The following is a 26001-nucleotide window of genomic DNA, read 5'->3' on the forward strand; positions in this document are numbered from 1 at the left end:
AAGGGCAAAAATAGAGGCGCCTCATGATCATGGTCCATAGAGGCCCCGAGGGCCGGCGTATGAAGTAAAGCTGAAGCGTCTCGCCCTGAATCTGGGCGAGCCTGGGCGAAGGCCAGGGCGCTTACCGGCAACACCATCGATGCCGTGAAAAACGAAAGACATCCCCACTTGAGCCTAGGCACTACCTGTTCCGCGCGGATCAGCCAATCTTTCGTGACCTCTCACATTCTCTCCCGTGATCTGCCCATCTTCGATACGCACCAGGCGGTCGGCCATTTCCATAACGCGGGCGTCATGCGTTGAAAAAACAAAAGTCGTCTTGAAATTGCCATTGATCTCCTTCATCAATTGCAGGATGCCGTCGCCCGTCTTATGATCAAGATTCGCCGTTGGCTCATCGGCCAGTATAATTCTTGGGTGTGTCGCAAGCGCGCGTGCAATGGCCACCCGCTGCCTCTGCCCGCCGCTGAGCTGGTTAGGCCGATGCCGGGCAAATTTCGACAGACCTACAATGGATAGATATTTAGAAATGCGTTCTCGGCGCTCTGTCGCACCTATCTCCTTAAGCTGCAGCAGTGGATACTCCACGTTTTCCTCAGCTGAAAGGACAGGAAACAAATTGAATGTTTGAAATATAAAACCAATGGTTCGCGCCCTGAGGTCGGCAAGTTCATCAGGTGTGCGTCCAGCAGTATCCTGCCCATTGATAAATATCTTTCCAGCCGATGGGGTATCGATGCACCCGATGAGATTGAGTAATGTAGATTTTCCGCTCCCGGATGGGCCAGCAATCGCAGCGAAAGCGCTCTCTTCAATATTCAATGAAATATCTTTGAGTGCTTGGACCTTCTGCTCACCCAAGATGTAGTCTTTGAAAACATGATCGAGGCGTACAATATTCATAGGGATGGACTCAAAACGCAACTTTGGAAAAGCGCATGCATACACAGGAGCTAAAATGCAAAAAACCTTTTTGCAACATATAGCTGCATTATTTTTACTATTGGGTTCCGCTGTGTCGCTCGCGTCAAATGACAATGAGCTCGCACGAAGCATATTGGAGAAATCAGACCAGATACGCTTTCCGCGCGAGAGCTTTCAGGTAGATGTCACCATCGATACGATCTCGCCTGATCAGCCCGTGGACGTTCACAAGTATCGCGTTCTATCCAGAGGTAATGAAAATAGCATCGTAATGACCACGGAGCCGGCTTCGGAACGAGGGCAGATATTGCTGATGAAAGGACGCGATCTCTGGATATTCGTGCCCAGTGTTTCACAGCCTGTACGCCTTTCATTGTCCCAGCGGCTTACAGGTCAGGTAGCAAACGGCGACCTGGCACGAGCAAACTTTAGCGGTGACTACAATCCCACAATTTTACGAACCGATACTATTGACGGCGAAAATTATTGGGTACTTGAACTTAATGGGGTGGACCGGAGTGTCACTTATCATAAAGTCTTATATTGGGTACAGCAATCGAATTTCTGGCCATACCGGGCAGAGTTTTATTCGGTGTCCGATCGCCTCCTTAAAACCAGCCGCTACGAGAATTTCCAGATGATGCTCGGCAAGCAACGGCCTACCCGCCTAATCATGGAAGATGCGCTCCGCAAGGGTGAGCAATCTGTACTGGAGTATTCAACAATGAAGCTGAAAGATCTTCCTGAAAAAGTCTTTACCAAGGATTATTTGAAGAAGCTTGAATAACTGGACTGATCGGAAAAGAGATCTGGAAATACCCGCCACAGCGGTCTTACAGATAAGCTTTGTTTATCTCTTTTCATGCAAATTCTTCTCTTTCAAGGATATATTTTGCTAAAAATGAAATCACTGCAGCTAAGTTCTTGCGAGGCGACGTTATCGAATCATGGGGCTAAAGTACCCTGTCGCTGACACAGCATGCCGGATAAAAGTACTGCCTCATGAAGCCAGAATAAACACCATTCGCTCCTCCAGCATTTTTACTCGGACGAGTGTTTGAGATTTGCTGCTGCTACGAGCTGCCTTTACCTTAGGCTGTGATTGTGAAATCATCAGCCATGATGCTCCTCCCGGCAGCTCTCTTCATTTGCCGGTTCGTGCAGAGCTAGCAGATGATTTTTGATCGCCAAGACAGCACTTCGGAAGCGATAAAAGCCCTCAAAGGGAATAGCTCATCGGCAATGGTGGCGTTATACTGAGGGGAAACCGTCGCCATTGCCGCCATTACTAGAGATAGAAGCTTCATCAACTGTTTTACTCCCTTCAGGTTCAAGGATTACAATGAGTACTTCACAACGAACTGAAGATGAAGTCTCCGTGGCAAACTAATCCAGCTAATTATCAACTACTTCCTGCGGCATTTAGCAGGCGGATCTACTCACGTTTACGAACAAACAGTACCTGAGGAGATAACCTTGCTTCCATCAGACAGACTCGACCTGGGTAACACCTTTAAGCAATACTTTGAAATCGTACCCGCATTCTCGAACACGCTGAAAGACGAGGTCTATCGCGTGCGGCATCAGGTCTATTGTGAAGATTTGAAATTTGAGCCGATGAGATTGGACAAACGAGAAACCGATGAACATGACACCAATTCGCTGCATCTTCTAATACGTAGCGTAAAGACAGGTGAATTCGTGGGCTGCACTCGCATTGTCCGTCCTCGACTGGAAGATCCACATTACGAATTGCCTTTCGAAAAAACTTGCGCCACCGTCCTAAATAGATCGATCATCGATCCAGCGGAATTTCCTCGCCATAAAATTGGCGAAGTATCGCGGCTGGCCGTGATTGCGGGTTACCGCAGGCGCAAAGGTGAGGCAAGTAGCGCGGTCGGCATCTCGGATGAAGATTTTGGAACACCCGAATTACCGCGCTTCCCCTATATCCCAATTGGCCTCTATCTCGGCACGACGGAATTGGCTCGTCTGAAAGAAATTGATACCTTATTTGTCTTAACGGAAGAGCGGTTGGCCAGTCACTTCCGCAAGCTGGGAGTCAACCTTTCGATCATCGGCGATTCCATTGAACATCATGGCAAACGCGTCCCTTCCATGATGAGTGTCAGCGGTATTATCAATGATATACGCAATATCATTCGACCATTATATCGCACCATAGCGGCAGATATAAAGAAGTATATCTAAAAATGAGCACGTCAGTTCCAGCGCTTTAGCCTAAATCCGGCAGATTTGGACAGGGTGGAGTGTGTGGCTTTTGAAGTGCAGGGCAAGGCATACGACGCGCGATGGCCATTTAAATCTGGAGAGTTGCAACGCAGCCATGTGCTGTAAAAAAATTGCACAATCCGCCCTGTGGCGAACTCACCACGCAAATGAACGTCGAGTATCGCCAAATTCTTTGTGGACCATAATTCTAAACTAAAAAAGACGGTCAACTACCGGATTTAAGTTTTAATACATCGGATATTGCCAGTGTGCATAATTCGCCTGTGACGCCTTTGGTGCGCAACGTTTTTAGCCATTATATGATCGGGTTGCAGTCTACAAACCCGTCTTAATGGGGGGGAAAACAGTTTTGAATACTAATACTGCGTGGAGAATGGTTATTGGCAAGACATCCATAAACAACAATATTCACAACAACGAGGCGTACGCGATTATCGTTATATCCCTGTTGTATTCAAGGCTTTTCAGGTTCACACTCATGCGTGGTGCAATCCGAATAACCGCGAAACATGGGGAGAATCAAATGAAAAAAAATCTCTGCTTGACGCTGTCTGGTGCAGTTAGTCTGTTTCTGCTGTTTTCAAGTCTTGCCGCCTGGGGAAGCGAGGGGCCGGAGCTCAACGAGGCCCGACAGGTGGCGCAATACAATTATGTCATTCATATCCTGGCAATGCTGCTGGTGGGTTTCGGCTTCCTCATGGTGTTCGTGAGAAGATACGGCTTCGGAGCCACGACCGGAACCTATCTGGTTGTGGCGGTCGGCCTCCCGCTTTACATGCTGCTGCGCGCGAACGGCGTGTTTGCTCATGAAATTGCTCCCAATACCGTGAAGGCGCTGCTTTTCGCGGAATTCGCAGTGGCTTCCGCATTGATTGCCATGGGGGCTGTGCTCGGACGCCTGCGCGTGTTCCAGTATGCCCTGCTGGCGCTTTTTCTGGTTCCCGCGTACCTGTTGAACGAATGGCTGGTGCTGGATAACGGCATGGGCCTGACGGAAGGATTTCAGGATACCGCCGGATCGATCATCATTCATGCATTCGGCGCTTACTTTGGCCTTGGACTATCCCTGATTCTGACTACCGCGAGCCAGCGAAGCCAGCCGATTGAGTCGGACGCCACCTCGGATCGTTTCGCCATGCTGGGCTCGATGGTTCTGTGGCTTTTCTGGCCGAGTTTTGCCACCGCCATCGTCCCCTTCGAGGAGATGCCGCAGACGGTAGTCAATACGGTGCTTGCACTGTGCGGAGCGACCCTGAGCACCTATTTCCTGAGTACGTATTTCCATAAGGGAAAGACATCCATGGTGGATATGGCCAACGCAGCCCTGGCCGGGGGAGTCGCTATCGGGTCGACCTGCAACATCATTTCCCCCACGGGCGCTTTCGCAGTCGGATTGCTGGCGGGTGCGGTCAGCGTCATCGGCTACGTGTTTATCCAGCCCGCGCTGGAGTCGCGTTTCAAGCTCGTCGATACCTGCGGGGTGCATAATCTTCATGGCATGCCGGGGTTGCTCGGGGCGCTCGTTGCCATGATGATCGTGCCGGGCATTGCGGGCGCGCAATTTATCGGCATCATCTTCAGCGTGGCGCTTGCGTTCATAACCGGCCTCATCGCGGGTGCATTGATCAAGGCGACGGGTACAACGCATCTGGCGTATGAGGACAGCGGGGAGTTCACTCACGTCGAAGCACCCGAAGAAACAACCGCGGAGCTGCAGATCAAGCTGCATACGTAGGCCGAAGCGCGAGGCGACGGCAGGCCCTACATCAGGATAACGTCGTATTGTTCCTGGGTATAGCTTGCCTCCACCTGGAGACTGATGGGCTTGGCGATGAAATCGCCAAGCTGAGCCAGGCTTTGCGACTCTTCGTCCAGAAATAGATCGATCACTTGCTGCGAAGCGAGGATGCGAAATTCGCGCGCATCGAATTGACGCGATTCTCGCAGGATTTCCCGAAGAATTTCATAACACATGGTCTGGGCGGTCCGTATCTTGCTCCTGCCTTGGCAGGTCGGACAGGTTTCGCAAAGAATATGAGCGAGGCTTTCGCGCATGCGCTTGCGCGTCATTTCGACCAGCCCAAGCGTCGTAAAGCCATTTATCGTCATATGGGTGCGATCCCGTGTGAGAGACTTCCTGAATTCGCCCAATACGGCGTTTTTATGCTCCTCGTTTTCCATATCGATGAAATCGATGATGATGATTCCGCCCAGATTCCGGAGACGCAGTTGGCGCGCGATGACTTGCGCCGCCTCCAGATTGGTCTTGAAAATCGTATCGTCGAAGCTACGCACGCCTATGAACCCGCCGGTATTCACGTCCACGGTGGTCAGCGCCTCGGTCTGATCGATGATCAGATAGCCGCCAGACTTCAGTTCCACGCGCCTCGCGAGCGATTTTTCTATCTCATCCTCCACCCCATATAAATCGAATAGCGGGCGCTCTCCGGCGTAGTGATGTATGCGCCCGATGACATTGGCCATGTAAACCCGGGCAAAACCGTTCATTTTCTGGAAGGTCTCGCGGGAATCCACCAGGACCCGCGCAGTATCGTCATCGACGAAGTCGCGCAATACACGATAGCTCAGGGTCAGGTCCTGATAGAGCAATCCGGGCGCGCCGCTCGCGGACTTTTCCTTGATATGGTCCCACAACTTGTGCAGATATTTGATATCCGATAGCAGATCCTGCTCAGTCGCCGCCTCGGCCATCGTTCGGACGATGAAGCCGCCTTTTTCACCCTGCGGCAGAAGGTGCTTCAATTTTTCGCGCAACAGCTTGCGCCCGGTTTCATCCTCGATGCGCTGTGAAATCCCTATATGGGACACCTGCGGCAGATAAACCAGCATTCTCCCCGCAATGCTGACCTGCGTGGATAGCCGCGCGCCCTTTGTGCCAATGGTGTCCTTGATGACCTGGACGAGAACGCTCTTCCCTTCGTGCAACAATTTCTCAATGGGTTTTTCCGCATCCTCGCTCTGGCGCAATCTCCAGATATCGGCAAGATGGAGAAAGGCAGCACGCTCCAGCCCGATATCCACGAATGCGGACTGCATTCCGGGCAACACCCGCGTGACGCGGCCATTGTATATATTTCCCACAATCCCGCGACTGCTGTTGCGCTCGATATGCAATTCCTGCACCGCGCCGTGCTCAACCACGGCTACCCGGGTTTCCTGCGGGGTAACGTTGACGAGGATTTCGCAATTCATAAATATGTGCTGGTATGGATGTGCCAGGATGAGGCGCAAGCTTACGGAAAAATGTCTATGCCGCAGTCCTGAAGCAACCGCGCCGTCTCGTACAAGGGTAGTCCCATTATGCCGCTATAGCTGCCAACGATCTCGGTGACGAAAATGGCCGCGACCCCTTGAATCGCATAGCCGCCCGCCTTGTCATGCGCTTCGTCCAGCGCAAGGTAGCGCAGAATCTCACGCTCGCTGATATCGCGAAGCCGTACTATGGAGGTAGAGGTTCGCGTCCGGGTTTCTTTTTCGGCAGCCACCGCTATCGCGGTCAGCACCTCATGGGTCTGTCCGGAAAGCGCCGCCAGCATCTCGCCGGCATGGGCCGGGCTTGCAGGCTTGCCGAAAATACATCCCCTGAAAACTACCGCGGTGTCTGCTCCCAACACCGGCCGGAGCGGGCCGACACGCTCGATCAACCATCTTCGGGATAACTCCGCTTTGATACAGGCGATTCGCGATACATAGTCCGCTGGCGATTCGCCGGAAAATGGCGTTTCATCGATATCCGCCCCCCGCGGCGGCGCTTCGCGCAGAAGCAGCGTTTCAAAGCTCACCCCGATCTGCGTGAGCAATTCCCGCCGGCGAGAACTGCGGGATGCCAGGTAGATGCTGTTTCCCGGAGAAGTCATGGCGGAGTCATGGCGAATGCTACGCTACCCCCGGTGATACGGATGGCCTTTGATAAGCGATACCGCCCGGTACAATTGCTCTGCAAGCAGGATTCTCGCCAGCGCATGCGGCATGGTCAATGCGGATAAGGCCAATACTTCGTCAGCCGAATTCCTTATGGCTGCCGCCAGTCCATCCGCGCCGCCGATGATAAAAACAGTGTCGCCGCCCTCCCTCATCCAGTTCCTCACGGATTCGGCGAGCCTGGCGGTAGACCATTGCCTGCCACGCTCATCCATTACGACCACGCGGCGCCTGGAGGGCATCGCCGCAAGAATGCGATCCGCCTCGGCATCGAGCAACTGCTCCACTTTCAGGCCGGTTCTCTTCTCCGGTTTTATCTCCACCAATTCGATGGCAGCCTCATGCGGCATGCGTCTGGCGTATTCCCGGAAACCTGCCGCCACCCAATCCGGCGTTTTGTGGCCAACCGCGCAGATGATGAATTTCATGAAGCTAATCCGCCCCCCCGCGTCTGGGAGATTTCCTTTTTTCCGAAGCAGCCGAGCTCGCAGGAATGCCGCCGAACCCGATAGCGGAGGCGGAGTCAACGGAAGGAGTGATTTCGGTTCCTGTCCGGGCAGAGGCGGTCTTGCGGCTTATTTTTACGGTGTCGGCCCATAGCTCTTCCAGATTGTAGTGGGCTCGCACGGCGGTTTGCATGACATGCACGAGCACGTCGCCCAGATCAACCAGAACCCATTCTCCAGTCTGTTCTCCTTCCACGCCATATACCGTGCCCCCGGCGGCTTTTACCTTCACAACCACGTTGTTTGCGATAGCCAGGGTCTGGCGGGAGGAATCGCCGCTGGCGATAATCATCCGGTCGCACAACGTGGTCAACTTGGCAACATTGAAAACTTCGATGTCATGCGCCTTTATTTCCTCAAGCGCGGCAATGACTGTTTTTACCAGCTTGGCAAGTGTCATACTTTATCCACATACAAGTGGTGGGCTGAAATATAGTCCAGCGTAGCATCGGGAAGGAGATAACGCACGCTTTTCCCCGCAGCAAGGCGCGCGCGAATGGCGGTTGCGGAAATATCCAGCAGGGTTGTTGGCGCAGGAAAAATCAGGCCGCTGCGTGCTTTCCTGAGATCATCCGGGCTGGCGGCCCATCGCTGCGCGCAGGCTTCCCACAGTTCAGGTGGCAAATTATCCCGATTCATGTTTGCCTCGACACCCGCACGGCGCACGATTATCAGGTGGCATAAGCCAAAAATCTCCAGCCAGTCATGCCACTGCGCGAACCTTGTGAAGGCATCGGCGCCAACGATAAAGCAGAGTATCGCGTCGGCTCCCAGCTCCCGTTTGAGTTCGCGCAGCGTTTCTACGCTATAGCTGATGCCTGAACTGCGGGTTTCCCGCCCATCGAGGATAAAAGCTGGATTGCACTCGATGGCTATGTGCACCATGGCTTCCCGATGGCAATATGGGGCAACCGGCGCCTCGCGCAAACGGGGCCTACCCGCGGGAATGAAGCGCATTTCCTGCAAACCGATCATCTCGGCGATTTCTTCAGCTACTCTCAGATGGCCGTAATGGATGGGATCAAAGGTGCCTCCAAATACTCCTGTGAGACGAAACGCGGAATTACTCATCAACCCAAAAAGTTTGAAGAGCAGACATGAAAGCATGCGGGAACCCGCTGCTCGGGGATAAGTCTATTTTTGCTTCCGCGATGCGGCAAATCATTCTCACAGCAATACCCGGCGCATGTCCGCCAGCACCTCGCCCAGCATGGAAGTAAAGCGTGCCGCGGTGGCGCCGTCGATAACGCGATGATCATAGGACAGGGACAGTGGAAGCATCAGACGTGGAACAAATTTGCCGTCATGATAGACAGGTTTCATGCTCGCGCGGGATATGCCCAGGATGGCGACTTCCGGCGCATTGATGATGGGCGTGAATGCCATGCCGCCGATGCCTCCCAGGCTGGAAATCGTAAAGCTCGCTCCTTGCATGTCGGTGGCTTTCAGCTTGCCTTCGCGTGCCTGGGCCGCGAGAGCCGCCATTTCAGACCCAATGGCAAGCACCCCTTTTTGATCGACATCCCGGATGACCGGCACCATGAGTCCGTTTGGCGTATCTACGGCAAAACCAAGGTGATAATACTTCTTTATCACCAGATTCATTTCCCCGCTTTCGCTGTCAAGCGACGCATTGAATTCGGGAAATTTTTTCAGGGCAGCGATGGACGCCCTCATCAGGAAAGCCAGTATCGTTACCTTGACGCCGCCCTTTTCAACAGACTCATTGGATTCCTTGCGCAGGGATTCGAGTTCGGTGATATCGGCCTCATCGAATTGGGTAACATGCGGGATCATCACCCAGTTGCGATGCAAGTTTGCCCCGGACAATTTCTGTATGCGTGATAGCGGCTTCGATTCCACTGGGCCAAATTTGGTGAAATCGACACGCGGCCAAGGCAACAGATCCAGTTCCGTTCCAGCGCGATTGATCGATGCCGACGATAACCGGGCCCTTGCATAAGCCAGGAGATCTTCCCTCAATATCCGTTGCTTGGGCCCGGTTCCTTTTACCATGCCAAGATTTACGCCGAGCTCGCGCGCAAACCGCCGCACCGACGGACTGGCATGTGCTTTGGCAAAAGCTGTCTCATCCATGGTGCGCGCAGCTTCGGCAGGCTGGGCTCCAGGTGAAGACGGAGAAGAAGATAGGGTGGAAGAATGGGCAGGCGTCGATACAGAGTTGGTTTGCTCTTCGACGGTTTGCCTGCTTGCGGAAGGGGTGGGGTCGGCCTGCGGATATGGCGCGGCTGGGGCGACTGAAGCAGCCGGAGCAGCAGAGGCCGCCTCCGATGCCGATCCGCCAGGTGCTGCTGATTGTGGAGCTTCCGGCGCTTTTTCTGCCTCGGAGACCTCCATAGCCAGAAGAAGCGTGCCCTGGGAAACCTTATCGCCGACCTTTACGGACATTTTCCTGATCACTCCCTCAAAGGGAGATGGCACCTCGATTGTTGCTTTATCGGATTCGAGTACAACCAAAGGGTCTTCCGCCTTGATGGAATCGCCAGCCATCACCAGCACTTCGATGACCGGGACGTCCTTGAAGTCCCCGATATCCGGGACAAGCACCTGTTTGATTTCTGGCACGCTTTCCTTCCTTATTCCTCTTGTTCCTTCATTCAAGAAATTGCCACGGTATTCAGCACGCGCCGGGATTGGCGAGAAGCTCGGCATGTGGCGAGACCACGCCGGCGAAATAGCCTGCTCGCCCCGGGGATGGCACTGCTCGCAGTTCGGCCTCTCTTTTAGACCGTCGCAGGATTCGGCTTGTCCGGATCGATGCCAAATCTGCCCATTGCCTCTGCAATCCTTTCAGGCGCCATTTCACCATCTTCCGCCAGCGCCGTCAGCGCCGCGATGACGACATAATGGCGGTCCACCTCAAAGAAATGACGCAATTGTTGACGCGTATCCGAACGCCCAAAACCATCCGTTCCCAGAACCCTGTAACGCGCCGGCACAAATTCACGTATCTGATCCGCGAAAACCTTCATATAGTCCGTAGCCGCCACTACCGGACCCTTCCGGTCCTTGAGACATGCGCTCACGTATGGCAGCCTTCCAGGCTCAGTGGGGTGCAGCATGTTCCATCGGCTTACGCCAAGCGCCTCACGCCGCAGTTCATTAAAGCTGGTCACGCTCCAGATATCGGCGGCGACGCCAAATTCCTGCTCGAGTATTTTCCCCCCCGCGATCACTTCCCGCAGGATCGTGCCGGAGCCGAGCAACTGCACGCGCAATCCAGGATGCTCTCCTTCCGAAGCCTTCCCCTCGCTAAACAGATACATGCCCTTCAATATGCCGCTTGCCGCATCGGGGGGCATTTCCGGATGCGGATAATTTTCGTTCATGACGGTGATGTAGTAGTAGATATCTTCCTGCACCTCAACCATGCGGCGCAAGCCATCCTGAATGATCACCGCGAGCTCGTAGGCAAACGCAGGATCATATGATAGGCAGTTAGGAATGGTGGAGGCGGCCAGATGGCTGTGTCCATCCTCATGCTGCAGCCCTTCTCCATTAAGCGTGGTACGCCCTGCGGTGCCGCCGAGCAGGAATCCGCGGCACCGCATGTCTCCCGCCGCCCATGCCAGATCACCGACCCGCTGGAAGCCAAACATGGAGTAAAAAATATAGAAGGGAATCATCTGGACGCCATGAGTGCTGTAGGATGTGGCTGCTGCCATCCAGGAAGACATGGCGCCGGCTTCATTGATGCCTTCCTGCAGAATCTGCCCGTTTTTATCCTCCTTGTAATACATCAGCTGCTCAGCGTCCTGCGGGGTGTAGAGTTGTCCGCTCGACGACCAGATACCCAGCTGGCGGAACATGCCTTCCATGCCGAAAGTGCGCGACTCGTCCGCGACGATCGGAACCACGCGTTTGCCGATATTCTTGTCTTTCACAAGGATATTGAGAATGCGGACGAATGCCATGGTGGTGGAAGATTCCCTTCCTTCGCCGCTGGCCTTGAGCAAAGTATCGAAAGCGGATAGCTCGGGTATCTGCAGCGCGTCGGCCTGTCGCTGGCGCCGATGAATAAATCCGCCGAGCGCCTCGCGCCGCTTATGCATATAGATGGATTCGGGGGAGTCCTTGTCAAACTGGAGATACGGTATTCCATCCATCGTGTCGTCTGGAATCGGCAGTCCGAAGCGGTCGCGGAACGCCTTCAGCGACGTGGTCCCCATCTTCTTTTGCTGGTGCGTGATATTCTGCGCCTCGCCTGCCTCCCCCATGCCATAACCCTTTATGGTTTTGGCAAGTATGACGGTGGGCTGTCCAGCGTGCGCAACCGCCGCAGCGTATGCCGCATAGACTTTATGAGGATCATGGCCGCCCCGGTTCAGACGCCAGATGTCGTCATCGGACATGTTGGCGACCATTTCCAGCAGCTCCGGGTATTTGCCGAAAAAATGCTCCCTAACATAGGCGCCGTCTCGCGATTTGAAGGTCTGATATTCTCCGTCGACGCATTCCATCATGCGTTGCTTCAACAACCCTTTCGTATCCTTGGCGAGCAGGTGATCCCAATACGATCCCCAGATTACCTTGATGACGTTCCAGCCGGCGCCGCGAAAGGCGGCTTCCAGTTCCTGGATGATCTTGCCATTCCCGCGGACGGGGCCGTCAAGGCGCTGAAGGTTGCAATTGACGACGAAAATCAGGTTATCCAGGTTCTCGCGAGAAGCCAGCGAAATTGCGCCCATGGATTCGGGCTCATCCATTTCACCATCGCCCATGAAAGCCCAGACTTTTCGTCCCTCGGTCTCGACCAATCCACGGCTTCCGAGATACTTCATGAAGCGCGCCTGGTAAATGGCCATCAATGGCCCGAGCCCCATCGATACAGTGGGAAACTGCCAGAAATCAGGCATCAGCCAGGGATGAGGATAGGACGACAACCCTTTTCCCCCTACCTCCCGCCGAAAGTTATCGAGCTGCTCCTGCGTCAACTCACCCAGCAGAAAAGCATAGGCATAAAGACCGGGCGAGGAGTGGCCTTGCGCAAATATGAGATCGCCTCCATGCGCGGGCGAACGCGCATGCCAGAAGTGATTGTAGCCGACGTCGTACAGCGTGGCTGCGGACGCGAAGCTGGCGATGTGTCCCCCAACGTTGGAATTCTTGTTGGCACGCAATACCATCGCCATGGAATTCCATCGCACATAGGACCGTATGCGATGCTCCAGCGCGTGATTGCCTGGAGACCGCGCTTCCTTGCCCGGGGGAATGGTGTTGATATAGGCTGTCGTTGCGCTATAAGGAAGATAGGCCCCGGACCGGCGGGCTTTCTCCACCAGCCTCTCCAGCAGATAATGGGCCCGCTCCGTTCCCTCGTGGACGAGCACAGACTCCAGCGCCTCAAGCCATTCCTGTGTTTCAGTCGGATCGACGTCGGGTAAGGGTTCCATCTTTGATCTCGCAAGTTGTGAATGTAGCCGGGGTATCCACGGCTACAGCTGTGTTCGCACGGCTTGTTGCCGTTCCGCAGCCTCTATGGTATTGCACAGCAGCATGGTGATGGTCATCGGCCCCACTCCCCCTGGCACAGGCGTGATGTAACCCGCTCTTTCTTTCACCGATTCGAAATCCACGTCACCGGCAAGCCGTCCGTCGGGCAAGCGGTTGATCCCCACGTCTATGACCGTCGCCCCTGGCTTTACCATGCTCGCGGTGATCATATGGGGTTTTCCGACCGCAACCACCAGAATATCCGCCCTCGCCGTATGTTCCGCCAGTTCGCGCGTCCTGGATGTGCAGATGGTGATGGTTGCACCTTTTTGCAACAGCATGAGTGCCATCGGCTTGCCGACGATATTGCTCCGTCCCACCACCACAGCATGCTGGCCTTCCACCTTTATGGCGTACTTTTCCAGCATTTTCATCACCCCGTACGGCGTGCACGGGGGAAACACGGTATTGCCGGCCACCAGCGCGCCGACATTGTAGAGATGGAACCCATCTGCGTCTTTTTCAATAGCGATGGATTCAATGACCCTGGTGCTCTCGAAGTGAGGCGGCAGCGGGAGCTGCACCAGGATACCGTGTATGGCGGGGTTGCCATTCAGCTCCCGGATACGCTGTATCACCTCCTCCTGGCTCGAGTTTTCTCCGAACTCGTGAATTTCGGAATAAATCCCGATTTCACGGGAAGCCCTGGCCTTGTTGCGCACATAGATGCTCGACGCGGGATTGCTTCCGACGATAATGACCGCCAGCCCCGGTTGCATCCCGGCCTTTTTCAGACGTTCGGCGCGACCTTTCCATTCCGCCCTGACTTCCTGCGCCAGCGCCTTGCCATCGATGACTGTCGCGCTCATTCTCTCGGCTGGATCAGGACGGGGCGGACGGCGACGGCTTCGATTTCTTGATCTTGAGCCGGTATATCAATAGCCCAATCAGGAATGTCGGGACCACAACCAGGGCGGCGGCTGCAAGCCCGGCCGCAAGCACATCGATGCCTTCGGTTTTGGGAAGAAAAATTGTTACCGCCCAGATTGTAACAAAGGCAGCTATTCCCCCGCCAATAAACATGATTTTTTTACCCCGGTCGTAAAGGCGCCAGAAAGCGCCCGAGACTCTCGCCTCATCCCGATATTCGTCAAAAATCCCGGTGAGGCTGTCATCGTCCGCTTCCGCCTTGTAACCAGCCACTATTGCGTCGGCATCATGCAGATCTGTACTTTCCTGGACGCGGGACATGTTCCTGAGAAAAGCGATGCGTTGCTGAGCCTGCTTTTTTTTCATGCCGTCGCTGATCAGCATCGATTGAAGGGCCGCAAAGGCATGCTCCCGGGGATCTTCGGACACACCCAGGTTTTCGCCGCAACGCCACATCACTCCCAGCAGATAGAGCTGGATGGTCATCTGCCTGAACTCGGGAGCAAAGTCGTATTTTTTTTCCTTGATTTTTGGAAGTTGCAACGCAAGCATATCCCGTGCTCGTTGTATGCAGATATCGGTGATGATTGCCTGCGCGTCAGTTTTTGTTTCACTCATGGTCTTGATCATAGGGCTAGCTCAGCCCAGACTTTGAATTTATAGAGGAACCCATTATATACTGGCTGTATCCAGCGCTGCGTCTGCCTCTGGCATCCGTAACATCAAAGATAAAAGAATGTTAGAGTTCCGTTGTCTTTTTTGTTCCGTTGGGCAAGAAAAATTCGCAGCTTTTTGCATCTCGTCAATTTTCGGGTTCAGGCATGCACAGACATTAACAATCACAGACATTAACAATATTTGTTTAAAAACACCTGAAGCGGAGACATCGCATCCAAAAAATGGGGGAAAACATGAAACATCATAAATATCTCATCATCGGCGGCGGCATGGCAGCCGATTCCGCTATCCGTGGCATTCGCAAGGTTGATCAGGATGGAGCCATCGCGATGATTTGCGAGGAGCGCCATCCGCCATATGACAGACCGCCTCTCTCCAAGTCATTGTGGAAGGATGCCTCGCTGGATTCGATCTGGCGCAACGAGCACGGCCTCAATGTCGCCATTCACCTGGGCAAAAAAATCGTGTCGCTGGATACCCAGAAGAAAACCGCGACCGATGACGCAGGAAACGTCTATACCTATGAGAAGCTCTTGCTCGCGACTGGTGGTGTGGTGCGTCGTTTCCCCGACTTTGGGGACGATATCGTCTATTTCAGGACGGTGGACGACTTCCGGAAGCTGCACAAGGTAAGCGAGCATGCGTCGGATTTCGTCGTTGTCGGAGGAGGCTTCATCGGCTCGGAAATCGCCGCTGCGCTCGCAATGAACGGCAAACGGGTCACCATGATATTTCCGGAAAACGGCATCGGCGCGCGCATCTACCCGGGGCCCCTGGTAGAATTTCTGAATGCATATTACCGAGAGAAGGGCGTCACGGTGATTACGGGAGAAACGATCAGGTCGGTGCGGCCAGCCGGGGGGAAAACCGCGGTGACGACTTCGAGTGGCACCGAAATACTAGTAGATGGGGTAATTGCCGGACTGGGTATTCTGCCAAACACCGAACTGGCTGTCGAGTCGGGGCTCACCGTGGATAATGGCATCGTGGTGGACGGACAGTTGCGCACAAGCAACCCGGACATCTATGCGGCAGGGGACGTGGCAAATTTCTATAATGTCCTGCTGGCGAAGCGGGCCCGCGTGGAGCACGAAGACAATGCGAACGTCATGGGTGAGACGGCTGGCCGCAATATGGCCGGGCAATCGGAAGAATATCGCCACCTGCCGTTCTTTTATTCCGACCTGTTCGACCTGGGGTACGAAGCGGTGGGGGAGCTGGATGCGAGCCTCGATATCGTCGAGGACTGGAAAGAGCCTTTCCGCAAGGGCGTCGTTTATTATCTGCGGGAGGGGCAGGTGCGCGGCGTTCTGCTGTGGAACACATGGGGCCAGGTTGCCGCTGCTACCGATTTGATCGCGGAAAAGGCAACCCACTCCCACGAAACGCTGGCAGGAAAAATAACCGATTAGCCTCGTCACCTTGGAAACGCTGTCAATCACCCGGCCGGACGATTGGCATCTTCATCTACGCGATGACGGACAAATGCGGGCAGTGCTGGTTCACACCGCTCGCCGCTTTGCCCGCGCTATCGTCATGCCCAATCTCAAGCCGCCGGTAGCGACAACCCGCATGGCCCTGGCTTACCGCGACCGCATTCTCGCCTCCCTGCCGGCAGGCATGCGCTTCGAGCCGCTCATGACGCTCTATCTTACCGATGCCACTTCGCCGGCTGAAATCCGCGAAGCCAGAAAAAGCGACGGCATACACGGCGTGAAATATTATCCTGCTGGCGCCACCACCCATTCCGCTGCAGGCGTAACCGATATCGCCAGATGCTACGGAACCATCGAGGTGATGGAGGAGGTGGATCTGCCTCTTCTGGTGCATGGCGAAGTGACCGATCTCGAAGTGGATGTATTCGACAAGGAAAGAATTTTTTTAGACCGGGTGCTCGCCCCGATTTCGCATCGCTTCCCCGGATTGCGCATCGTGTTCGAGCACATTACCACCCGGGAAGCGGTGGATTTCGTGAAGGACGCGCCAGGTAACATTGCCGCCACGATCACCGTCCATCACATGCTGCTTAACCGCAACGCCCTGTTTCGGGGAGGAATAAGGCCACACCACTATTGTCTTCCCATACTGAAGCGTGAAATCCACCGCTGCGCTATCGTTGAGGCTGCTACCAGCGGCAACCCCAGGTTTTTCCTGGGTACCGATAGCGCGCCTCATTCCCGGCCGGACAAGGAAACTGCCTGCGGTTGCGCTGGCATTTTCACCGCGCATGCCGCGATCGAACTTTATGCGGAAGCTTTCGAGCGCGCGGGCGCGCTGGATAAACTGGAAGCGTTTGCAAGCTTCCATGGGCCGGATTTTTACCGGCTTCCGCGCAACAAAGACAAGATTACTTTAAAAAGAGAAAATTGGACGTCGCCTGCAACGCTTCCTTTCGCCGATGATGTACTGGTCCCGCTGCGAGCGGGAGAGAATATCGGCTGGAAAATGGTGGATGGATAATTCTGCGCGCAGGCCCGGCAGCAACGCGGGTGCGAAACAGGTGTTAACAGGCCCTGAACAGGCATCGGACGAGCCTTGCGGAAAGGCCATCCGTCACCAATTTCCGCGGGAGCGGTTCCAGCGGTATAGCTGGCGCGCAAACGCATCATATGCCCATCGCGCCAACCGCCTCAGCGCCGGCGTCCGCAATATTCCTGCAAGCCATTGCTGCCCCGGTGTTTGCGACCAGAGTCGTATGAACGCATCCGCGCCCACCTTGATCCCGCCATCGGAATCCCTGACATGCAGCCGCTCCCTCACCGCCTCCAGCGGAGCACCCACCTCCGCTGCCGCTTCGGGATTCGCATGCACATCGATCCATTCGATATCCTCGATGCCGCACGCTTCCATGCGCCTGCGCTGATCCTTGATTCCCGCATTGCATACCGGGCAGGCGCTGTTATAGTAGACCTTGCTGGACATGTTCCTGTGTGAACCTAGGGAAGCGCTGAATAAATCTCCGCTGGCGCGGCGGTGGGTTTGCGGGATGGGATGCGCGAAAGGCGACGACGCGAATGGTGCGGCCGCGCAGGGCGAAGCAGTTTCTTCCAGAGGAAGATGCGACCCCGTAGCGGGTTGTTGGCACCCCAACAGTACCTTGGCGCGGTCTGGCATCCCCGCTGCTGCCCGATCCCCGCTTCGCGGGGGCCCTCGGGCCACGCTCTGGGGAGCCACTGCGTTGCGCTCCCTGGCATCGTAGTCCAAGCTACGACCTGCGTCGCGCGCCTTATGATCATCCCGATTTTACCAGCAACGCGCTCAGCGAGGATTTATTCAGCGCTTCCCTAAATCCAGTAGCTGACCGCTCTTAGTTTAGAACCCTGATCCACAAAGATTTTCGCGATACTCGACATTCATCGGCGTGGTGAGTTCGCTATAGGATGGATTGCGACTCGATTTTCACCTCGGCATCAGCGAATCATCGGAACGATATGCCGCGTACACGAAATATGCAATTATTCGACACGGATCAGTGATCCCTACTCGCAGCGATACACTACGCCAAGAACAGTCGTGTTCGTGGTTCCGCGGCTTTCCCACGCGTTGGTATTGGCCGAATTCTGCACCCAGACATAGTTTCCGCCCATTTTGGCCGCCTTGTTGCGCAAGTTGTTTCTGGCGCCGATGAGCAGATTTTTGTTTGACGTGTAATCGCCGGTCAACCAGTTTCCCTGGGAACCGACAGCGTCTCCCAGCGGTTTGCAGTTTCCTGTCGGTTTTTCGGTCAGAAGCTCAACGGAGCTGCCTTCCGGCGTCACCGGTGTCGCGGAACAGCCAATGACTAGAAATGTTGATATCACAACTGACAATTTGATACCTGGTCTGGAAAACATCTGTTTTATCCTTTTCTGTTTTGCCTTTCGAAGAAGAATAGCTCGGTTCTGTCCGTTTTGTTCCAGGAACGTTTTATCGGCGCCAGCAGCAGCTATCGGCCTCATTCTATCGCCAAAAGACGAAAATAGGCCGAAGGCAATGGAGGCGCCGCTTCATCCTGCCTCTCTCGGAGCAAACATAATGATGCCCATGCCCACAAGCGTGATGAGCGCACCCGTCATATCCCACGCGGTCGGCCGGATATCTTCCACGAGCCAGAGCCAGAGCAATGCGACGAAAATATACACGCCGCCATATGCAGCATAGGTGCGCCCTGCAGCCGTGGGATGAAGCGTAAGAAGCCAGGCAAACAATGCGAGGCTCATGGCCCCCGGTATCAACAGCCATGCGCTCTGCCCCTGCCTGAGCCATAGATAGGGCAAATAACATCCAGCGATCTCGGCAATAGCAGTCGCCACGAAAAGCACAAAGGTTTTCAGCTCAGGCATACGGAAACCCCTTCCACCAAGGCGGGATATGCGAAACAAGTATTAAGGAAGCGCTGAATAAATCTCCGCTGGCGCGGCGGTGGCTTTGCGGGATGGGATGTGCGAAAGGCAACGACGCGAATGGTTGAGCCCCTTCGCCAGGAGCCTGACAAGGCAGACCGCTCGCAAAACCCCACCCCATAAGGGTTGCGGTAAAATCGGGCGCTCACTGCGTTGCGCTCCTTGGCATCGTAGTCCCCGCTACGACTGCGTCGCGCGTCTTATGATCATCCCGATTTTACCAGCAACGCGCTCAGCGAGGATTTATTCAGCGCTTCCTTAACAGCCAGCATCCGCACTCCCGTCAACTCTACCCTGAGCAGATAAAAGCAGAACCTGATCGGCATATCCGCCAGGCGGTTATTTCCTCGTCGCCATCTCCTCGATCGAGCGCTTTCTCACCGAGTCGAAGAGCTTGGGAATGGCTATCGTATTCGATAAACCCAGGACGAAATCCGGTATCAGTCCTCCGGGGTTCGTGAGCAAGGTATAGGTGAGCCTCGTGCGCTTTCCATCATCCAGGGGCTCCCCCCGCCAGGACCCCTCATTGAGCCTGACCCGCACCACCCCTTCAATCTCCGGCTTGATGTCGGGAGCAGCGACCCACTCGATCCTGAATGCGCCGCCATTCGAAGCAGCCCCGCCGGTTGTCCGCACGGAGAGCGGATAGTCCCGCTCGCTTACGAAGGGCGGCGCGATACGCGCGTAAGTAATCGTCTCACCCGTGTTTTTGCGCTCGAGGATACGTGATTCCGTTACATAGGGCATGAAATCCTGGTAGTGCCCGAAGTCGCTGAGCACCTTGAAAACAATTGCAGGCGGAGCTTCCATATCGGATACCGCCAGGATCTTGCGGCCCTCCTCCACATCTTTCGTGAAAATGACAAGCCCGGCGTCGCGATAGGCTTCGGTCCAGTCAGCTCCCGGGCTTTCCACTTCACCCGCCCAGGCAGGGGTGGCAGCGGCCGGGATGAGCGCCGAAGCGGCAAGGACAAATGCAGAAACCAGGATAACGAGAGCGCTCATGATGACCTTCGATGAATCCTTGTTCAAGATGGCAAATCCATTCCAGCGGCAAGCTAAGACATGCCAGCGCACGGAATGAATGGAATGCCATTCGGCTACCCTTAGGCCTATCCGGTCTTTATCAGCCGGATACGGCGAAACCAGCCCCCCGCCAGTATGGGAACATCCTCTTCCAGACGCAATCCCCGGACGCCATCCAGCACGTCCTCGAATATCACATCCAGCCGCGTAACGAGGTGCTGCGTAATCCTGTTCAGCATGCGCCGGAACCCGGCCGGCTCGCCCTGCCTGAGAAACTTGTCCAGCACCAGGATCTTTCCACCAGGTTTCAGCACTCGCGCGGATTCGCGCAAGCAGGCATGCGCATCGGGAACGATGGCGAGAATCAGGTGCAATACCACGTAGTCAAAACTTTCGTCCGGAAACGGTAGAGACATGCTGTCGCCCCGGACTAGCTCCAGCTGAAGATTGCCGCCACGGGATTTTGCGCGATCGAGCATTGCGGCTGTGAGATCCAGACCCGCGTACTGGTGACAGGCCGGAAGATGGGGCAGATCCAACCCAGTGCCGATGCCGCTGATGAGGATGCGCAGGCTGCCCTCTTGCGGAAGCTGAGCAAGGCTTGCCGCACGCAGGCCAGCGCCTGCGCCAGCCAGCACCGCATCGTAAAGCGGCGCAATAAGCGTGTACGAGCGGCGCAAGGATATCAGGGACATCAGGCCATCCGGATCACGGCTGCCGTGATTTATGCCTGCCCGGCTTTTTCTCCGGCCCGGAGGGAGCCTGTTGCCGTTTCACCCTATAATCCGCTCCCCCGGACGGGGGAAGAGATTGGCGGCGATAGGCCCACAAGAGCATTATTACGCCTGCTATTACCATCGGCAGCGAAAGCCACTGGCCCATGCTGATGCCAAGGGTCATGACGCCCATGAAGCCATCCTCCGGTTCGCGAAAAAACTCGGCTAGCGAACGAAATACGCCGTAACCAATGAGAAACACGGCCGAAACCGCCCCCACCGGCCGCGGCCTAGCCGAATAAATCCATAACACCAGGAAAAAGGCCACCCCTTCAAGGGCGAATTCATACAACTGGGAGGGATGTCTGGGGATATTGTCCACATCAGGGAAAATCATGCCCCAGGGCACATCGGCGGGACGACCCCATAACTCGCCATTGATGAAATTGCCGATACGGCCTGCGCCCAGTCCCAATGGAACCAGCGGTGCGATAAAATCGGTCACCACCAGCCACGGCAATGTGTATTTTCGAGCCAGAAACGCCATGGCTGTTATCACCCCCAAAAAACCGCCGTGAAAAGACATGCCGCCCTGCCAGACCGCAAATATCTCCAGGGGATGCTGAAGATAGTATCCCAATTGATAAAACAGTATATGCCCCAGGCGTCCTCCCAGTATTACGCCCAGCACGCCGTAGAACAGCATGTCATCGAGCATGCTGTTTGTGAAAGCCCCGCCAGGATTGTTCTTGATGCGAAGACGCCCCAGCAGTATGAATAGCGCAAAACCCAGAAGATACATGAGTCCATACCACCGCACTGCGAGCGGCCCGAAGTTGATGGCAATGGGGTCGAACTGCGGATGAACGAGCATGGGTCTCGGTTATTTTGCTGTAAAATGGGGGATTATACGTTAAGGAAGCGCTGAGCAAGTCCGCCTCCTTTTGGTAAAGTAGTTCGAACCGTCGCTTGCCGTTCACTGCAGCTGACGCATCCCGTCTGTTCAATTCATTCATTTATTCGTTTACTCATTTACTGAAGGGGAGCATTCATGCCAGATAACCAGCGCAGCCGAGCCATTACCCAGGGTGCGCAACGCACACCCAACCGGGCCATGCTGCGTGCCGTGGGTTTCAGGGATGGGGATTTTGACAAGCCGATCATCGGGGTGGCCAACGGTTTTTCGACTATCACGCCTTGCAACAAGGGGTTGAATGAGCTGGCGATGGACGCCGAGCACGCCCTGCGGGGGGCCGGCGCCATGCCCCAGATGTTCGGAACTATTACCGTTTCCGATGGTATCTCCATGGGAACGGAAGGCATGAAATACTCGCTCGTGTCCCGGGAAGTGATCGCGGATTCGATCGAGACCGCGGTCCAGGCCGAAAGCATGGACGGGGTCATCGCGATCGGCGGGTGCGATAAAAACATGCCCGGCGCCATGATCGCCATGGCGCGCATGAATGTCCCGGCTATTTTCGTCTATGGCGGCACGATCAAGCCCGGGCACTACAACGGACGGGATCTCACCGTGGTCAGCGCTTTCGAAGCGGTAGGACAATTCACCTCGCATAAAATAGACGAAAAGGAATTACTGGAGGTGGAGCGCCACGCATGTCCCGGCGCGGGTTCCTGTGGGGGCATGTTTACGGCCAATACCATGTCATCCGCTTTCGAAGCGATGGGAATGAGCCTGCCTTATTCCTCGACCATGGCGGCAGAGGATCAGGAAAAGCGGTCCAGCGCGGCACGCTCGGCTGAAATCCTGGTCGACGCGGTAAGGAAGCAGATCCGTCCCCGCGATATCATCACGCGCAAATCGATAGAAAACGCAATCGCGGTCATCATGGCGGTAGGGGGATCCACCAATGCGGTACTGCATTTTCTCGCCATTGCCCATGCGGCGGGTGTCGAGCTCGATATCGACGATTTTGAACGCATGCGGGCGCGGGTCCCGGTGCTTTGCGATCTCAAGCCGTCTGGCCGGTATGTAGCAACCGACCTGCATAAAGCGGGAGGGATTCCGCAAGTGATGAAGATGCTGCTCGACCATGGCTTGCTGCACGCAGATTGCATGACGATCACTGGCGAGACGATCGCTGAAATACTGAAGGATATCCCATCTGCGCCCCATCCTGGTCAGGACGTCATTCGACCCTGGGAGAATCCCATGTATCCTCAGGGGCATCTCGCGATACTCAAAGGAAATCTTGCAACCGAAGGCTGCGTGGCAAAGATTACCGGCATCAAGACGTCCAAGATCACGGGACCGGCACGAGTGTTTGAATCGGAAGAAACCTGTATGACGGCGATACTCGCGCGGCAAATCCAGGGGGGCGATATCGTGGTTATCCGCTACGAAGGGCCTAAAGGTGGTCCGGGAATGCGGGAAATGCTTTCTCCCACGTCCGCCCTTATCGGAGAAGGGCTGGGTGATTCGGTCGGGCTTATCACGGACGGGCGATTTTCGGGCGGAACTTATGGAATGGTGGTGGGCCACGTCGCGCCCGAAGCGTATGTCGGAGGAACGATCGCACTGGTGCATGAAGGCGATTCCATCACTATAGACGCAGAGCAAAGGTTGCTGCGCCTGAATGTTTCCGAGGAGGAACTCGCCAAACGCCGGGCAGGATGGAACCCCCCCAAGGCGCGGTATACGCGCGGCGTGCTCGCCAAATACGCCCGGCTGGTTTCCAGCGCCAGTCTCGGCGCCATAACCGATCAATCGCAGCATTCGCATACCGAATCCTGAAGAATGCCCAACCACCTCGCGAGCGAAACTAGCCCCTACCTGCTTCAGCATCGCGATAATCCTGTGGACTGGTATCCGTGGGGCGAGGAAGCGCTCGCGCTGGCGCGAGCACAGGATAAGCCTATCCTGCTTTCAGTCGGTTATTCAGCCTGCCACTGGTGCCATGTCATGGCGCACGAATCCTTTGAAGATGTAGGGGTGGCCGCATTGATGAACCAGTTGTTCATCAATATCAAGGTAGATCGCGAAGAACGCCCGGACATAGACCAGATTTACCAAACCGCGCTCTACATGCTGACCCAGCGCAATGGCGGATGGCCGCTGACTTTGTTCCTGACCCCTGAACAAAAGCCATTCTTTGGCGGCACCTATTACCCGAAGACGCCGCGCCACGGCCTCCCGGGTTTTCCCGACCTGTTGCCCCGGGTGGCGGAAGCGTACCATGCTCGCGGCGAGGAAATTGAACGGCAGAGCGCCTCACTGCTGGAGGCCTTCAAGCGGACGCTTCCATCGAGAAATTCCACTGCCGGGGATGCGTCGGGATACCACCTGATGGAGCAAGCGCTGGCAGAGCTGCAGAATCGTTTCGATACGGTGAATGGCGGTTTTGGCGAAGCGCCAAAATTTCTTCACCCCGCGGAACTGGAATTCTGCCTGCGCCGTTATTCGGCCGACAATAGTGGGGAAGCGCTGAGAATGGCAGAGCTTACGCTGCAAAAAATGGCCGAGGGCGGAATCCATGATCAACTTGGCGGCGGTTTCTGCCGCTACAGCACAGACCCGCACTGGAGCATTCCGCATTTTGAAAAAATGCTCTATGACAACGGACCCCTGCTGTGCCTCTATGCCGACGCCTGGCTGGCGACGAGAAATCCACGATTTGCGCACATAGTGGAAGAAATCGCGGGCTGGGTGATGCGCGAGATGCAGGCGGATGAAACCACAGCCGGAGAAGATCACGAAACGAAGGGTGGAGGATATTATTCTTCTCTTGATGCCGATTCCGAAAACGTGGAGGGAAAATTCTACGTATGGAATCGTGACGAGATAGCAAAAATTTTGACGAGTGAGGAATATGCGGTAACCGCACCCTATTATGGCCTGACGCAAGATCCCAATTTCGAGGGAAAGTACTGGAATCTCGAAGTTGCCGCATCGCTGGCGGATGTAGCAGCGGCATGCGGCATCGAGCGGGAAGAAGCGGAGCAGAGACTTGCATCCGCCCGCGCGAAGATGCTGAGCGAGCGCGAGCGGCGCGTACGGCCGGGCCGTGATGAAAAAATTCTTACGAGCTGGAATGGATTGATGATCAGGGGGATGGCGCGCACGGGGCGTATTTTCGGTCGAGCGGAATGGGTACGATCGGCCGCGCAGGCAGCAGATTTCATCCGTCGCGCGCTGTGGAAAGAGGGCCGGCTCCTGGCGAGCTGCAAGGACGGCAAGGCGCACCTCAACGCATATCTCGACGATTATGCATTCATGCTGGATGCCCTCATGGAACTGATGCAGGCCGACTTCCGGCAGCCGGATCTTGAATTCGCGGTTACACTCGCCGATATATTGCTGGAGCAATTTGAAGACAAGCAGGACGGAGGCTTTTTCTTCACCAGTCACGATCATGAAAAACTGATTCACCGGCCCAAGCCCCATTATGACAACGCCATGCCATCGGGTAACGGGGTAGCGGCCTGTTCACTGCAGCGGTTAGGGCATCTGCTGGGCCAATTCAAGTATCTGCAGTCCGCGGAACGCGCTCTGGATCTGTTCCGGCCGGCAATGTCCCGCCAGGCCAGTTCCTGCTGCAGTTTGCTGGCAGCGCTCGAGCAATCTCTCGCGCCGCCGCAAATTGTCATACTTCGCGGTCCAGCGCATTCGCTGGCGGAATGGAAAAAAGCGTTGCGGCTGCGTCGGGGAGGCGGTCTCTTATTTTTCCTGCCGGCGGAGCTTGCTGACCTCCCGCCGAGTCTGAGTAAACCGTTGGCAGCGGATGATGCTGTCAACGCCTGGGTTTGCCAGGGCGTTAACTGCTTGCCGGCGATCACTGACATGCAGGAATTGCTGCGCGTCTGCAAAATTCAAGGTAAGATAGAATCCCCTTTCTATAATTAACGGATAAAGGAGCGAGAATGAAAGCTGTCTGGATGGGAATGGTTGCAGCATCAGCCCTGTTAATGGTGGGTACCGCGCAAGCGAGCGCGGACTTGGCGAAAGCCAAAGGTTGCACGAACTGTCACACGGTTGACAAAAAATTGGTCGGACCTGCGCTGAAAGACATCGCAGCCAAGTACAAGGATGACGCGGGCGCCCAAGCTCGTCTGGAAGACAAGGTGAAGAAAGGAAGCCAAGGCGTTTGGGGCCCGGTTCCGATGCCGCCGAATACTAACGTGAATGACGCGGAGGCAAAAACCCTGGTGCAGTGGGTTCTGTCTCTTAAATAA

The 26001-nt window shown here is 55.4% G+C and carries 24 protein-coding genes; 8 read left to right on the forward strand and 16 right to left on the reverse strand.

The annotated features are described in order from the left end of the window. Positions 1–174 precede the first annotated feature (174 nt). The gene (locus ACZ5CE_RS13785) at positions 175–903 is read right to left on the reverse strand and encodes an ABC transporter ATP-binding protein (protein WP_464575474.1); all 729 of its coding nucleotides are present in this window, start codon (positions 901–903) and stop codon (positions 175–177) included. 55 nt (positions 904–958) lie between these two features. Here ACZ5CE_RS13785 and ACZ5CE_RS13790 point away from each other — a divergent pair, with 55 nt between their 5' ends. From ACZ5CE_RS13790 to ACZ5CE_RS13800, 3 genes are all read left to right on the forward strand, one after another. Then, positions 959–1711, forward strand: a complete 753-nt coding sequence (locus tag ACZ5CE_RS13790) for an outer membrane lipoprotein-sorting protein (RefSeq protein ID WP_464575475.1) — start codon at positions 959–961, stop codon at positions 1709–1711. A gap of 689 nt (positions 1712–2400) precedes the next feature. Further along, entirely contained in the window at positions 2401–3135 is a 735-nt protein-coding gene (locus ACZ5CE_RS13795; RefSeq protein WP_464575476.1) for a PEP-CTERM/exosortase system-associated acyltransferase, read from the forward strand. 565 nt (positions 3136–3700) lie between these two features. Further along, the gene (locus tag ACZ5CE_RS13800; protein ID WP_464575477.1) at positions 3701–4912 is read left to right on the forward strand and encodes an ammonium transporter; all 1212 of its coding nucleotides are present in this window, start codon (positions 3701–3703) and stop codon (positions 4910–4912) included. A gap of 26 nt (positions 4913–4938) precedes the next feature. Here ACZ5CE_RS13800 and rng read toward each other — a convergent pair whose 3' ends face one another. From rng to ACZ5CE_RS13845, 9 genes are all read right to left on the reverse strand, one after another. Beyond that, positions 4939–6390, reverse strand: a complete 1452-nt coding sequence (gene rng, locus ACZ5CE_RS13805; RefSeq protein ID WP_464575478.1) for a ribonuclease G — start codon at positions 6388–6390, stop codon at positions 4939–4941. Positions 6391–6431: 41 nt separating this feature from the next. Then, positions 6432–7055, reverse strand: coding sequence for a Maf family protein (locus ACZ5CE_RS13810; RefSeq protein WP_464575479.1), 624 nt, complete (start codon positions 7053–7055; stop codon positions 6432–6434). Positions 7056–7079: 24 nt separating this feature from the next. Beyond that, entirely contained in the window at positions 7080–7547 is a 468-nt protein-coding gene (gene rlmH, locus ACZ5CE_RS13815; RefSeq protein WP_464575480.1) for a 23S rRNA (pseudouridine(1915)-N(3))-methyltransferase RlmH, read from the reverse strand. 4 nt (positions 7548–7551) lie between these two features. Beyond that, positions 7552–8025, reverse strand: a complete 474-nt coding sequence (gene rsfS / locus ACZ5CE_RS13820; RefSeq protein ID WP_464575481.1) for a ribosome silencing factor — start codon at positions 8023–8025, stop codon at positions 7552–7554. After that, the gene (gene nadD, locus ACZ5CE_RS13825) at positions 8022–8696 is read right to left on the reverse strand and encodes a nicotinate-nucleotide adenylyltransferase (protein WP_464575482.1); all 675 of its coding nucleotides are present in this window, start codon (positions 8694–8696) and stop codon (positions 8022–8024) included. Before nadD ends, rsfS begins: the two co-directional genes overlap by 4 nt. A gap of 96 nt (positions 8697–8792) precedes the next feature. Next, on the reverse strand, positions 8793–10211 hold the full coding sequence (locus ACZ5CE_RS13830; RefSeq protein WP_464575483.1) for a dihydrolipoyllysine-residue acetyltransferase: 1419 nt from the start codon (positions 10209–10211) through the stop codon (positions 8793–8795). Between the two features lie 158 nt (positions 10212–10369). Next, positions 10370–13039, reverse strand: coding sequence for a pyruvate dehydrogenase (acetyl-transferring), homodimeric type (gene aceE / locus ACZ5CE_RS13835; RefSeq protein ID WP_464575484.1), 2670 nt, complete (start codon positions 13037–13039; stop codon positions 10370–10372). 42 nt (positions 13040–13081) lie between these two features. Next, positions 13082–13948 carry a bifunctional methylenetetrahydrofolate dehydrogenase/methenyltetrahydrofolate cyclohydrolase FolD gene (gene folD, locus ACZ5CE_RS13840; RefSeq protein WP_464575485.1) on the reverse strand — a complete coding sequence of 289 codons (867 nt, stop codon included), beginning with the start codon at positions 13946–13948 and terminating at the stop codon, positions 13082–13084. Positions 13949–13961: 13 nt separating this feature from the next. Beyond that, positions 13962–14627 (reverse strand): hypothetical protein, encoded by a 666-nt coding sequence (locus tag ACZ5CE_RS13845; protein ID WP_464575486.1) that lies wholly within the window; start codon positions 14625–14627, stop codon positions 13962–13964. A gap of 293 nt (positions 14628–14920) precedes the next feature. On the opposite strand from ACZ5CE_RS13845, the gene ACZ5CE_RS13850 reads away from it, so the two are divergent. Beyond that, the gene (locus ACZ5CE_RS13850; protein ID WP_464575487.1) at positions 14921–16099 is read left to right on the forward strand and encodes an NAD(P)/FAD-dependent oxidoreductase; all 1179 of its coding nucleotides are present in this window, start codon (positions 14921–14923) and stop codon (positions 16097–16099) included. Positions 16100–16109: 10 nt separating this feature from the next. Continuing rightward, positions 16110–17147, forward strand: coding sequence for a dihydroorotase (gene pyrC, locus ACZ5CE_RS13855; RefSeq protein WP_464575488.1), 1038 nt, complete (start codon positions 16110–16112; stop codon positions 17145–17147). 93 nt (positions 17148–17240) lie between these two features. Here the strand turns inward: pyrC and ACZ5CE_RS13860 are convergent, their stop codons facing one another. The 6 genes from ACZ5CE_RS13860 to lgt form a co-directional block, all read right to left on the reverse strand. Continuing rightward, on the reverse strand, positions 17241–17609 hold the full coding sequence (locus ACZ5CE_RS13860) for a thiol-disulfide oxidoreductase DCC family protein (protein WP_464575489.1): 369 nt from the start codon (positions 17607–17609) through the stop codon (positions 17241–17243). Between the two features lie 557 nt (positions 17610–18166). After that, positions 18167–18520 carry a DUF4156 domain-containing protein gene (locus ACZ5CE_RS13865; RefSeq protein WP_464575490.1) on the reverse strand — a complete coding sequence of 118 codons (354 nt, stop codon included), beginning with the start codon at positions 18518–18520 and terminating at the stop codon, positions 18167–18169. A gap of 153 nt (positions 18521–18673) precedes the next feature. Continuing rightward, complete coding sequence (locus tag ACZ5CE_RS13870) at positions 18674–19009, reverse strand: YnfA family protein (RefSeq protein ID WP_464575491.1); 336 nt, start codon at positions 19007–19009, stop codon at positions 18674–18676. Positions 19010–19408: 399 nt separating this feature from the next. Beyond that, positions 19409–20101 (reverse strand): SRPBCC family protein, encoded by a 693-nt coding sequence (locus ACZ5CE_RS13875; protein WP_464575492.1) that lies wholly within the window; start codon positions 20099–20101, stop codon positions 19409–19411. A gap of 80 nt (positions 20102–20181) precedes the next feature. Then, positions 20182–20790, reverse strand: coding sequence for a class I SAM-dependent methyltransferase (locus ACZ5CE_RS13880; protein ID WP_464575493.1), 609 nt, complete (start codon positions 20788–20790; stop codon positions 20182–20184). A gap of 13 nt (positions 20791–20803) precedes the next feature. Further along, complete coding sequence (gene lgt / locus ACZ5CE_RS13885) at positions 20804–21685, reverse strand: prolipoprotein diacylglyceryl transferase (RefSeq protein WP_464575494.1); 882 nt, start codon at positions 21683–21685, stop codon at positions 20804–20806. A 177-nt stretch (positions 21686–21862) separates the two neighbouring features. Here lgt and ilvD point away from each other — a divergent pair, with 177 nt between their 5' ends. The 3 genes from ilvD to ACZ5CE_RS13900 are packed head-to-tail and all read left to right on the forward strand — an operon-like array spanning position 21863 to position 26001. After that, positions 21863–23563, forward strand: coding sequence for a dihydroxy-acid dehydratase (gene ilvD / locus ACZ5CE_RS13890; protein ID WP_464575495.1), 1701 nt, complete (start codon positions 21863–21865; stop codon positions 23561–23563). A gap of 3 nt (positions 23564–23566) precedes the next feature. Continuing rightward, the gene (locus tag ACZ5CE_RS13895) at positions 23567–25672 is read left to right on the forward strand and encodes a thioredoxin domain-containing protein (protein WP_464575496.1); all 2106 of its coding nucleotides are present in this window, start codon (positions 23567–23569) and stop codon (positions 25670–25672) included. 17 nt (positions 25673–25689) lie between these two features. Further along, entirely contained in the window at positions 25690–26001 is a 312-nt protein-coding gene (locus ACZ5CE_RS13900; protein ID WP_464575497.1) for a c-type cytochrome, read from the forward strand.

The sequence above is a fragment of the Nitrosospira sp. TNL200 genome (assembly GCF_055386305.1).